Source organism: Daejeonella sp., from assembly GCF_044342615.1.
GTDB lineage: Bacteria > Bacteroidota > Bacteroidia > Sphingobacteriales > Sphingobacteriaceae > Daejeonella.
The window spans coordinates 1-12,359 of record NZ_JBIIPN010000021.1; the positions used below are offsets into that span (position 1 = coordinate 1).

Here is a 12,359-nt window from a genome sequence, read left to right on the forward strand (position 1 = left end):
GGCGTTTCCGGATTTTTGGGGTAAATCGCAAGGGGCGGTACCACCTTGCTAGGATATAACGCCCTGTCAGGGCTAGGATGACGATATTAAGGCATTTTATGTGCCTAAGCAATCCTAGCCCTGAAGTGGCGCTATACTTGATCGATGTGGTGAAGCCCATCAAATTATAGCCCAATATCCTAATAGCCGAATAGTAACAGATTTATAACCTCCCATCCACCCAACCCTTCTTCAATACCGAACGCGTATCAAAAAGTATAGTATCCGAATTTTTCAATTTCCCAAAATCAAAGGATAAGAATTCCTGGTGCGCTACTGCGAGGATAATGATTTGGTAGTTTTGCTGATAAATATCCTCAATAAGCTCAATTTGATGGTGCTGTCGGACTTCTTCCTTTGAAGCAAGGGGGTCATGCACATCCACAGAAAGCCCGAATTGCTTTAATTCATCGATCATATCAATCACCTTCGAATTCCGAATATCGGGACAATTTTCTTTGAAAGTAATACCCATAATAAGGGCTCTAGCACCAATAGAAGGCACATTTTTCTGCACTAAAAGCTTCAAGCATTTATTCACCACAAAGGAAGCCATTTGATCATTCACTTCCCTTCCGGATAAAATAACGCGTGGTACATAACCCAATTTTTCGGCTTTGTATGATAAGTAATAGGGATCTACACCGATGCAATGCCCACCTACTAATCCAGGTTTAAAATTCAAGAAATTCCATTTGGTTGATGCCGCTTCGAGCACTTCTGTCGTGTCAATATCCATTTTATCGAAAATGAGGGCTAATTCATTCACGAACGAGATATTTACATCGCGTTGCGCATTTTCTATGGCTTTGGAAGCTTCCGCTACACGGATAGAAGAGGCATGGAAAGTCCCAGCTGTAATGATGGAAGAGTATAATTGATTCACTAAAAGCGCTGTTTCTGGATTGGAGCCTGAAGTAACTTTAATAATGTTTTTCAGGGTGCGTATGGGGTCTCCGGGACTTATCCGCTCTGGCGAGTAGCCGCAAAAGAAGTCGCGATTATAGCTTAATCCGCTCTCTTTCTCGAGCATTGGTACACAATCTTCCTCAGTACATCCCGGATAAACGGTAGATTCATAAATAACTACATCTCCCTTTTTTAATATCCCACCTATAGTTTTAGAGGCATTGAGGAGCGCGGAAAGTTCGGGTTGTTTGTGTTCATCTACCGGAGTCGGGACGGTGATGATATAAATTTGGCAATCAGCAAGATCGGATGCGAGATTAGTAATTTTGAGTTTTGAATCGGATAATTCTTGCTTTGTTACTTGCTTGGTATTATCCTCCCCCTCGCGAAGGGCATCAATTCGAGCCTTATTTAGGTCAAAACCAATTAATTGGTACTTTTCCGCAAAGGCAAGCGCTAGCGGCAAACCCACGTAGCCGAGTCCGACGATACCAATTTTCAATTCTGACGATAGTTGAGGGAGCATTTGTTTTTTGTTGGGGGTAAAGATAGGGGGATAAATTGAATTTAACCAGTATGTCATTGCGAGGAGGCACGACGAAGCAAACTCTTGCTAGCAGGAAAGAGATTGCTTCGCTACGCTCGCAATGACAAGGGGGATACGCTCGGAATGAAAAGAGCTTCACTCGCAATGTTAGACATCAGTTTTTAAGCGCCATGTCATTGCGAGGAGGCACGACGAAGCAAACTCTTGCTAGCAAGAAAGAGATTGCTTCGCTACTGTCCGTAGTGTTAAGCGCAGCGTCACTACTGTCCGTAGAGTTCAGCGCAGCGTCTCTACGGATTAACAAATAATGAGAGTCTTCAGACTCGATAACAACAAAAACAACCGCTTATTTACCATTATCTACCGTTTAATAACTATTCTCCAAAATAATAAGCTCTCCGCTTAACTTCCAGCTAATTTAATTTCCAAAAAAATATTAAAAATTAATAAAATGTCGGATAGAGGTTTTTTAATTCATGATCAATTTGCAGTTCATTTTCTTACCTTTTCTGTCGTGGAGTGGGTAGATATTTTTCAAGAAAAGTATATTCAGATATATTCCTTGAAAGTCTAAAATTTTGTCAAGAGCAAAAGGGCTTAAAAGTTCACGCTTGGTGTATAATGAGTAATCATGTACATCTAATTTTATCTACAAATGGAATAAAACAACTTTCGGACGTGATTAGGGATTTGAAAAAGTTCACTTCATATGCCATTATCGAAGCAATTAAGAACAATCCAAAAGAAAGTAGAAAAAGATGGATGTTATGGATATTTAATAAGGCAGGGGAGTTTAATGGTAGAAATACAAATTATCAGTTTTGGCAGCAAGACAATCATCCTGTAGAATGTTCTACAAAAGAAATATTGTCTTCAAGAATGAAATATTTACATGAAAACCCGGTTAGAGCAGGAATTGTACAATTTGAACAGGATTATTTATATTCCTCTGGTATTGATTATTATGGCATGGGGAAAGGTTTAATAAAAATTGATTTTGTATGAATCAATGAGGGAATTTGATATTAATGGATATAGGGGAGTCTGAAGACTCCCGATATTGAATAATCCGTAGAGACGCTGCGCTTAACTCTACGGACAGTTGCGATTGCTTCGCTACGCTCGCAATGACAAGGGGATACGCGCGCAATGATATTCCAAATCATTCCGGAATGACAAGAAAAAAACACAGTATGACTCCTCTTTCAAACTTCACCTACCTCACCAAGCCCAACAAATACTCCCCATACCCACTTTTAACCAGCGGTTCGGCGATTTTGCGAAGCTGTTCTTTATCAATAAACTTCATCTGGTAGGCAATTTCTTCGATACAGCCAATTTTAAGGCCCTGTCTTTCTTCAATCACTTGAACAAACTGTCCTGCTTGCATCAGGGAATTGAAGGTACCTGTGTCGAGCCAGGCAGTCCCGCGACTCAAAACACCAACTTTTAATTTATTTTGCTTCAAATATTCTCGGTTAACATCCGTAATTTCATATTCGCCACGTGGTGAAGGCTTAATATTTTTGGCAATCTCTACTACCGAATTATTATAAAAATATAAACCCGGAACGGCATAATTAGATTTTGGCTTCAGAGGTTTCTCCTCAATAGAAAGCGCATTAAAATCCGCATCAAACTCCACCACACCATAGCGCTCTGGATCGGAAACCTGATAAGCAAATACTACCCCACCCTCTGGATGTTGAATGGTTGGCAATAAACTACTGATAGAATCGCCATGGAAGATATTATCACCCAAAATGAGTGCCACATCATCATTCCCGATAAATTGCTCGCCAATTACGAAAGCCTGTGCCAATCCATTAGGAATAGCCTGCTCAGCATAAGAAAAATTACAGCCAATGCGTTTGCCATCACCCAAGAGCTTCTCGAAATGTGGAAGATCATGAGGAGTAGAAATGATTAAAATATCCTTAATACCGGCTTGCAACAAGGTGGAGAGCGGGTAATAAATCATCGGCTTATCATAAACCGGCATCAATTGCTTACTTACTGCGAGCGTTAATGGGTGGAGTCTCGTGCCCGAGCCCCCTGCGAGTATAATTCCTTTCATTGCTTGTTTATCCTAATCTAAAATCCGTGGATCAATTTATGAATATCCTTCAAAGGTAATTGACTTATTCTGAGAATAAAGAAAATAATATACTAAAAATTAAGGAGATATCAAAGAGAATTCGATTCTAACTTAGCCTTATCCACCAATTCTTGATACCAATCGGCACCATATTTACGAATTAAAGGCTCCTTAAGAAATTGATATACAGGCACTTTTAGCTCATTTCCAAAACTACAAGCGGGACTACAGATATTCCATCTGTCGTAATGCAGCACCTCAAATTCGGGATAATTGGTAATTCGGATGGGGTATAAATGGCAAGAAATAGGTTTTTTCCATGCTATTTTGCCATCTTCATAGGCCTTTTCGATGGAACATTTGGTGATGCCATTCTCCATAATCACGTAGGCACATTCCTTATTGGTATCCACACATGGCGTGGTATAATCACCTTCAAAATCTTTTACATAGGTGCCAAACTCTTCGATTACGGCTATCCCCTTTTCGGTCATGTAGGGCTTTATTATGGGATAAATCTCATCGAGAATAGCCAATTCGGAGCGCTCGAGTGGTGCACCAGAATCGCCTTCAATGCAGCAAATACCTTTACATTTATTAAGATTACAGACAAAATTTTCACGCACAATATCTTCGTGAACCAGGGTATTTTTAACTTCAATCATAATTTATCTTTTAGCTGTCCCCATCGAATATTTTAGTCCCTCGGCATTAATAAGTTCTAAGGTTACCGAGCCAACCAAAATTTCTACATGAGCTTTCACGGGAATGCGGTTTGCATCATCCGTGATCCAAAGATATAATTTACTATTCTTTCTAAAGATTCTGCCGGGTTGTATTGATGGACTAAATTTAATACATCGGATATAACCGAGCGAAGTTTTCACCACTTCCTTACCCACATATTGGATATCCATTTTACTGATGCCATCACCTAAAAAATAATCGAGGCTAAAGGAATCGCCTTCTTTGAGTGTAGTGATATTCAAATTGCGCGCAAAATAATAGGCCGAAACCACATCAAATGTTTGTCCGGTAGCCTTAAAAGTCCCATTATTAGAAACCACTTTTTTCTCATCCTGATAAAAGCGAGCCTTATCATTACGACGATAATTGGCTTCGCGAATATTTTCGGTGTAGAGGTATGGCGCCATGGTTTTCTTGTCAACATAAGAGTCGTAGCGGTTTCTCACTTTATAGAAAATATTGAAAGATCCAGCAGTGCGTCCTTCGGCAACTAGGTGAAAAACGGGATTATTATCAAAAAGAGTAGTACTTTCTTCCACACGAATGGAGGCTTCGGCGGCTGTAATAAAACCATAGCGCAATCGGTAGTCTAGGCGCTCCCCCACTTTAAATACTGGCTCTCCATTGCTTTTTACCGCTTGCGCGAAGATGGAGTAGCAAGTGAAAACAAGGAAGCAGAATATAATTTGTGTTTTTAGCATGTTAATATTGCAAATTTAGGAATATGTAAGCAATAATTTTGCCATGATTGGGGGGGGGGATGCTTGTCCTTCTCAAAAGAGAGCAGGAAGAGGAGAAGAAATAATTATTTTCCTGCCAGATAGATTGCACCTTATTTAATTCCTGAATTTAGGGGAGTCTGGAGACTCCCATTATTGTACAATCCTTAGAGACGTTTCACTTAACTCTATGGACAGTCTAGACGACCCATCTTATATGAAGAACAGGAATAAATTCCTGCCTTTAAAGATGGGTCGAGCCTATGGCTCTTTTATTTACCAGTAAAGAACTATTTACCAGTCCCATCGGGACGACCCATTTTGTAGCAATTGATTTCAATCCTTTGCAATAAATAAAATCAATCGAAAAAAAACACATTTTAGATTTCCAGAGGAGATTGCTTCGTGCCTCGCAATGACAAAAAACACAGTCCCGTCATTCAGGGCTTGACCCATATCATTCCGAGCTTGCCCCAGAACGCTTAAAAATCGGCACCGTAGAACACGGTTCACCATACATAATGCTCTTAGCTACAGTATTCAATTTACTTGTGATATCAATATACGCTGAATCAGGGACAGGAATCTCGCCGCATCCTTTAACCACAACGCGTTGATCACGATATTTCTCCAAATCCATTTTACTCAATTCACGATCAAAAAGGACTGTTTCAAGTGTTTTTAGGTCGCCAAACACCACCGTTTTTGCATAAGGTGCCATTTTACTTGCCAAAAGCATGTAGGCCCAAGTAGGCACAATAGCATCTGCAGAACAGCCTATAGCTACATGCTTACCCGCATAGCTTTCCCAATTATGTTCCTTCACAAACTCTCTAAAATCTTTCTCCTTGAGCATGAGTCCGTGGAAAAGATTATCCTTGATATCGTAAAAAAAACGTTCGCCTGTAGGATAAAGTTCGGATAGGTCGAGACTTATCAATCCGCTTTGTGCTACTTTATTGACTATATTTTCTTGAATGTCCATTGCTTAAAGATTATTTAACGATTTGCAAGCTAATTTATGATAAGCTATTTAAACAAAAAATCCGGAAACGATATTATCGATTCCGGATGCAATTTAATGAATTAAGGTATTAAAAGAATTTAACACGATTGTCTTTAATTTCAGATTTGTCACGTAAAACTTTAAAGGCTTCACCTGCAGCACGCTGCTGAATGCCTTGTGCTACCTGAACCTTTTGTTTAAACACATTTGTAAGCGGTGCAGGATTAGTAAATCCATTTACAACAAAAGCATACACTCCGTATTCACCTTCAACAGATTTTGATAATTTGCCTGGCTGTGAACCAAAAATTGTACCTACTACTTTATTTTCTTGTGAAAGTCCCGGAATTACAGGATTAGCAAACACAATATTTTGAACTGGAGTAACAGGCTTTCCAATTTTTTGTGCTACTTGCTCAATTGAGCTTGAACCAGTTAATGCCTTATTCATTTTTTCAGTCAGCATGCGAGCCTTTACACGTCTTACCACTAATGGCTCGATACGCTTCTTCACTTGTTCTAATGGTAAAGTGCCTTTTTTCAAGACATCTATCAACTTAGCGACAGCAAATTTATTTTCCATTTCAAATACTTGGTTGGAAACATCGCCTTTATCTGCATCAAAAGACCAACGTACAATCTCACGTGCACTATTCAATCCTTGAACTGATGCTTGAGTAGCAACAATATTATCAGCAAGCACCTTAGAATATCCTAATTTTTTAGCTTCCTCATCAAACGATTTATCATCTTTAGCTGCGGCAAGGAATGCGGTAGCCTTTTTATAAGCGTCTTGTTGAGTTTTACTACTTGTAGAAAGCGATTTATCAAGCAATGCCACTTTAGCAACTCTAGAAGACCCTATTTGAGCATTAATTTTGATAACGTGAACTCCAAACTGAGTGCTGATTACTTTTAAATCGCCAGTATTACCATTAAATACTGCCTCTTCAAATGCAGGAACCATAGCACCTCTTCCGAATGTTCCTAAATCACCACCAGTGTCTTTAGAAGCATCTGTACCAAATTTAGCAGCTAATTCTGCGAAGCTTGCACCACCTGCAATCAGGCTTCTAATTGAATCAGCTTTGGCTTTCGCCTTATCAATTCCACCTTCAGAAGCAGGATTTATTAAAATGTGACTTGCTTTCACTGAATCAGGTCCTACTTTAACATCTAATACCTTCGCCATTTTGTACACTCCATTTGAGAATACTGGTCCGACGAAGCTACCCGCAGATGCTCTAGAAACCAAAGAATCTATTGCTGGATCTAGCTGACCCTTGCGCACATAGCTGATTGGTAATTTTGTTTCAGCATTAATGCTAATAAATAAAGAATCATTTTTGCTTGCTCTGAAATCAGCAGCAACTTTCTGCACTGTAGCAATAACTTCAGCAGAATCTGTTTTTGAAGGGTTAGCGTCAAAAACAATATACTCAAAATTTCTGGTTTCAATTGGATTATTGAAACGGAACTTATTCTCGTTATAGTATTCTGTATAATCTTGATCTGTAGGTTTAACCTGATTATCAGGAATTGAAGCATAATCAAGGTTCACATAATTGAAGTTAGCCAATTTATTACGCTGACCATAATCTTCTTTTGCTTCAAGAGCGGTAACATAGATGCTATTTTTAATCAAATTACCATACTTCTGAGCAATTTTATTGTCGCGAAGATTTAAAAGAAAAGCCGACCATTGTAAGCTTACAGGACTATCGCCTGGCTGGGTCTTCACGTTTTCAAGGAAGGCATTCAGCTGAACTCTGTTTACTTGTCCGGTTTGTGGATCACCAAAATTTTGAACGATTTGTGGATCAGGATTTTTCCCTGTTACCATGTCATTCATCTCATTTTTACTTACCTGCAGACCTAAACGTACCATTTCTTTCTTTAAAAGAAGCTTTGAAACCGACTGATTCCAGGCATTTTCAATAATGTAAGCAGTCATTTGAGGGTCTAGATTTGTCTGACCCATTTGTTGCTTAAAGTTATTAGAGCTTTGTTCAACTAATTCGTTAAACTGTACAATATCAATGGCTTCACCATCAACTTCACCAACTTCTGTCTGACCTGCAGTTATAAATGAACTACCAACCTGCAATGCGTCGCTTACTAAGAAAGCAACAATTGCGAAACCAATAGCCCCAACGATGATTATCCCTGCACGGTTTCGCAAAAAACTCATTATTCCCATATCCGTATTTTTTATACTAATTCTTAAAAGAGGGCGCAAGATACAAAATTTGAAAAATAAACAAGAGAAAATTAGATAATCAATAAATTAATGATTTTGATAGTGAAGGGATTAGGGGAATAAGAGGTTATAAGCTAGCAGTACCGTTCATTTCGAAAATGCACTTGTTCATTGCGAGTACCCCAATGTCATTGCGAGTGCAGCGAAGCAATCCATCAAAATTACATCAAGAGATTGCTTCGTGCCTCGCAATGACAAAAAACACACTAGGTCATTGCCGCCCCAAAACTAAAACCCCTGCTGCTCCCTTAACCTCAAATCGCCAGTTGATTGCACAATTTCATAATATGAAAAATCTTCATTGGCCCAGAAACTGGTACCGTATAGAACATTATCTTTGGAGCTAATTATCACGAGTTTATCTGAGAAGAATCGTTTTAAAGTTTCATCCCAAATTAACTCATCCGACTTAAACGTTTCGCCTTTAATATTGGTAACCACCACATTACGCTTTAGCTCTACCCTATTTTCCCGTTCACGGCGAATGGCATAATCTGATTTTACTCTGCTAGTCTCCTGCTGATTTTGATCATAAAAAATCACCGTTACGCCCTTTCTCATTTCGATGTATGGCTTTTCGGTCTTAAAATTCAATAATTCGGGGGTAATGAGCTTAGCTTTTACACGCGCAGAGTCGCTATAAATTATTTCTACGCCAATGGATTTATCAACTGGGACAAGCATTTTCTTGGCAGAAATCTTCTCTACATCGCGCAAATTGTTTTCACAAGCAAATTGCAGAACTATCCCAAGGGAAAAAACAGCACCGGATATGCAGCGCCGGATTTTCATAAATTATTCAATATATGATTTCTGGAACCACTTATCATTCAGTGTGAAACCAAGATGAATGTTTACGTAACGGTCGCGTACCAAGTTATTAGCCAATGTTCCACGATTACCCACTTCTGTTGAAAGGTTAATCTTATAAAAGCTGGATCTGTTACGTGGCAATGGGAAACCGAATCCGAATGTCACAGCATATTGGTTAATATCGTTATTGCTTACCTGAACAAAGGTCTTATCGTATTTAAACCCAAGTCTGTAATCAATTAATTTAAAATATCCTGAAACAGAATTCGCATCTGGAGTAATTTGTCCGCCAACTATAATCCCATAACTATCATTTAATCCCGGATTAGTACTTCCCTCTCTAAAATCGGACCATCTGCTATAATTAATATCGGCACCAATCAACCAAGAATTAGTTTTTTCGAATGCAAAACCTGCGCTATGTGAAATTGGCATTTTAATTTTATTCTTCGCACCCTCAGCAAAAAAAGTACTATCGGTGGTAGCCAGTTCATTACCTAAAACATCCTTTTTATAACGGGTTGTAACAATATTATTCTTAGAATTAATACTGCCCCCTGCATTTCCGGTATAACCGAATATAAATTTAGACTCACTATTCAAATCCGTAGAATACTGAAGTCCGTAGTCATAACTCAAACCACCCACTGCATTGCTATACTGTGTACGTGAGTTAAAAACTGATGTAAGTTCATCGGCGAATTCAAAGGCTCTGCTTTGCGTTAAATTCCCAAAAAGGTAAGCCATATTAAAGCCAAAGCTAAAGTTCTTACCCAATTTAAACCCATAGCCTAAATAAGCTTTTGATACTCCACCCTCTCCAGCATAAATATAATTGACTTTGTTTGTATCTACCAATCCTGAATTACTGAATTTATATCCCAAATCGGTATAAGGCAATAAACCAAAACTAACTGCCGAAAAACGATTTACCGGCACACCAAAGGTAATGTGACTCAAAGTAGAATTGAACTGCTTCTTTCCAGTAATACCTGTTTTACTCAATTCACGAATATCCATGGAAGCGCCTACATCAAAAGTTGTTAGTTGTAGAGTAGAATATGAAGCTGGATTGGCTAAATTAATATTATCATAAAGAGTTGGCTTACGTAGCCCCTGGCTTAATCCTGCCATTCCTCTATTTTGAGGCAAAAATGAGCCTTTCAAATCCCCAAGTCCGAATTGTGAATAAGGAGAACTAGACGTAATTTGTGCCATTGCTGGTAAAACCATTGCAAGCAGTAGGCAGAAGAATATACTATTAACTTTTTTAATCATTTTGTTGGATAACTTCGTTTAAACCAATTAGTACCAAATCGGGCTCGGTTTTTAAAGTGTGTGCAAAGATGCTATTTTTAAGCCTGTAATCAAAAAAAATCGCATCGCCACCGCAGAGAAATACCTCCAATTCAGAATATTTTGAGTTATAAAGCTCAATAAAGCCCTTAATCTCGGCTAGAGTTCCGTTTACGACCCCCGACAGCATTGCGCTTGGGGTATCATAACCTTGCCAGTCTGAGTACTCACTCAAAGCTATATCAGGTAGCCTTCCTGTAAATTGATGCATCGCCTTGAGCCTCATATTTAAACCAGGAGAAATGCTACCTCCTTCATAAACGCTATTTTTATCAATTGCATCATAAGTAATGCAAGTCCCCGCATCAATCACCATACAATTCCGCTCAGGACAAAGAGATTTAGCCCCTAAAATTGCCGCTAGGCGATCTAGGCCTAGGGTTGTCGGACTTTTATATTTGTTGATTATTCCGTTTGGCAAAGAAGCCGAAAATCGGACATAATCTGTTTTTTCTTTGAGCAAATCTTCCAAATTGCTGATATCCTCATTTACGGAAGAAATAATGCTATGTGTTATTTCAGGACTTTCAAGGTATTGTGCTAAGATGTCTAAGTTGAGCTTGTCTACTTTATCAAGCTTTACCAATTTTTTACCTTGAAAAACAGCGACTTTCGTTCGCGAATTGCCTATATCAATTACCAGTTGTGCCATTGAATAGTTAGAAATTAATGGTAAAAATCAGCAACGACAAAGGAACCTTATTTTGAAATTGAATGAAAAAAATCGACTTAATAGACCTAAATTGGGCATTTTGCGACCAACTAATAGCTATTTCTTCCGAATTAAAATTGCATTTCAATTTCATAATACAAATCTATTCAATTTTTGAAAGTGACGCCATCCCATTGTGTTAAAAAAGGTTAAAGCGATGTTTTAGAAAAATTGAAAGTAAACAATGGATCCAATAAGCAGGAAATATAAACTCTCATAAACCCATCTGCGATTAGCATGAAGAAAATAATAAGCCATTAAAGCTGCTACGGATGGTACGCATAATAAAAAGTGATATAAAACTAATGTCGATTTCAAGTAGAAAGATGCCAAAGCAAGAATGAACATGAAAAAAAGCAACTGAAAGGATTTACGTAAATGCACTACACTCCTGAAAAAATTCTTCTGAACATGGAAAAAACCAAGAATTAAAATAATTGCTACGGGAATTAAAACGAAAGAATCGTAAAAATTGATATTGAAATTGGCAGGGAACTTACTTCCCAAAGGAAGCCAAATTTGGTAAAATTGAACTAAAGAATCATTCCAAAAATAATATACCGCTAAGAAAAAGAAAATAGTCATGAAACCAACAATTACTGACACCCATTCTCTCCAATTAAATGGTCTGAATATAACCAAGCTAATCCAAATCAAGGGTAACATAGATATAAAAGGAAAATAAAGTATGGTGCCAAGGGCAACAATCATTCCTAAATCATACATTACAGAACTCACCTGTTGTTTTTTATAAATACTTAAAAAACGCTCTATCATAATGATAATCAGGAAGTTGCAAATTAAAGTAGGACTTAAAACTAAAAATGGACTAAGTAAACTCCCTGCGGTTACATAAAGTAAGGCTGGCAAGAAGGTCTGCTTGCCCATAAGACTATAAGCATTAATTATTCGATTAAATAAAAATGCTTGAGCAATTAAAATCAGAAGGGCGATAAGGAGGTTACTTGTGGGACTAATTCTACTATTCTGAGGGATGTTTAATAATAACCTAGAAAATAAATCATTAAATTCAAAAGCAGTCTCCTGAGGCAAATTGATAAAAACACCTATTCTCAATAGAAAAGCAATGAAAATCAATAAAATGATATTTAAGGGATTAATGCTTCTGAACTGCTGAATCATCTATTTTGTT

Annotated in this window: 12 protein-coding genes; 2 read left to right on the top strand and 10 right to left on the bottom strand. The window is 38.1% G+C overall.

What is annotated here, in order from left to right:
* Positions 1 to 202: 202 nt before the first annotated feature.
* A complete protein-coding gene (locus tag ACIQ0D_RS03290; protein ID WP_395803064.1) occupies positions 203 to 1,474 on the bottom strand; it encodes a nucleotide sugar dehydrogenase in 1,272 nt (423 codons plus the stop codon).
* Positions 1,475 to 1,946: 472 nt separating this feature from the next.
* On the opposite strand from ACIQ0D_RS03290, the gene ACIQ0D_RS03295 reads away from it, so the two are divergent.
* Entirely contained in the window at positions 1,947 to 2,069 is a 123-nt protein-coding gene (locus ACIQ0D_RS03295; RefSeq protein ID WP_395803115.1) for a hypothetical protein, read from the top strand.
* A complete protein-coding gene (locus ACIQ0D_RS03300) occupies positions 2,015 to 2,500 on the top strand; it encodes an REP-associated tyrosine transposase (protein ID WP_395803066.1) in 486 nt (161 codons plus the stop codon). Before ACIQ0D_RS03295 ends, ACIQ0D_RS03300 begins: the two co-directional genes overlap by 55 nt.
* A gap of 211 nt (positions 2,501 to 2,711) precedes the next feature.
* Here ACIQ0D_RS03300 and rfbA read toward each other — a convergent pair whose 3' ends face one another.
* From rfbA to ACIQ0D_RS03345, 9 genes are all read right to left on the bottom strand, one after another.
* Positions 2,712 to 3,572: a glucose-1-phosphate thymidylyltransferase RfbA gene (gene rfbA, locus ACIQ0D_RS03305; protein WP_395803068.1), complete on the bottom strand. Its 861-nt coding sequence runs from the start codon at positions 3,570 to 3,572 to the stop codon at positions 2,712 to 2,714.
* 110 nt (positions 3,573 to 3,682) lie between these two features.
* Positions 3,683 to 4,258, bottom strand: coding sequence for a DUF3109 family protein (locus ACIQ0D_RS03310; RefSeq protein ID WP_395803070.1), 576 nt, complete (start codon positions 4,256 to 4,258; stop codon positions 3,683 to 3,685).
* 3 nt (positions 4,259 to 4,261) lie between these two features.
* Positions 4,262 to 5,041 carry a DUF3108 domain-containing protein gene (locus tag ACIQ0D_RS03315; protein ID WP_395803072.1) on the bottom strand — a complete coding sequence of 260 codons (780 nt, stop codon included), beginning with the start codon at positions 5,039 to 5,041 and terminating at the stop codon, positions 4,262 to 4,264.
* Positions 5,042 to 5,516: 475 nt separating this feature from the next.
* Positions 5,517 to 6,044: a DUF2480 family protein gene (locus ACIQ0D_RS03320; RefSeq protein ID WP_395803074.1), complete on the bottom strand. Its 528-nt coding sequence runs from the start codon at positions 6,042 to 6,044 to the stop codon at positions 5,517 to 5,519.
* 109 nt (positions 6,045 to 6,153) lie between these two features.
* Positions 6,154 to 8,256, bottom strand: a complete 2,103-nt coding sequence (locus ACIQ0D_RS03325) for a SurA N-terminal domain-containing protein (protein WP_395803076.1) — start codon at positions 8,254 to 8,256, stop codon at positions 6,154 to 6,156.
* A 297-nt stretch (positions 8,257 to 8,553) separates the two neighbouring features.
* Entirely contained in the window at positions 8,554 to 9,117 is a 564-nt protein-coding gene (lptC, locus tag ACIQ0D_RS03330; protein WP_395803078.1) for an LPS export ABC transporter periplasmic protein LptC, read from the bottom strand.
* A 3-nt stretch (positions 9,118 to 9,120) separates the two neighbouring features.
* On the bottom strand, positions 9,121 to 10,416 hold the full coding sequence (locus ACIQ0D_RS03335; RefSeq protein WP_395803080.1) for a hypothetical protein: 1,296 nt from the start codon (positions 10,414 to 10,416) through the stop codon (positions 9,121 to 9,123).
* Positions 10,409 to 11,146, bottom strand: coding sequence for a type III pantothenate kinase (locus ACIQ0D_RS03340; protein ID WP_395803081.1), 738 nt, complete (start codon positions 11,144 to 11,146; stop codon positions 10,409 to 10,411). The genes ACIQ0D_RS03335 and ACIQ0D_RS03340 overlap by 8 nt, the downstream gene beginning before the upstream one ends.
* A gap of 222 nt (positions 11,147 to 11,368) precedes the next feature.
* Positions 11,369 to 12,349, bottom strand: coding sequence for a DUF6427 family protein (locus tag ACIQ0D_RS03345; RefSeq protein WP_395803083.1), 981 nt, complete (start codon positions 12,347 to 12,349; stop codon positions 11,369 to 11,371).
* Positions 12,350 to 12,359: the final 10 nt, after the last annotated feature.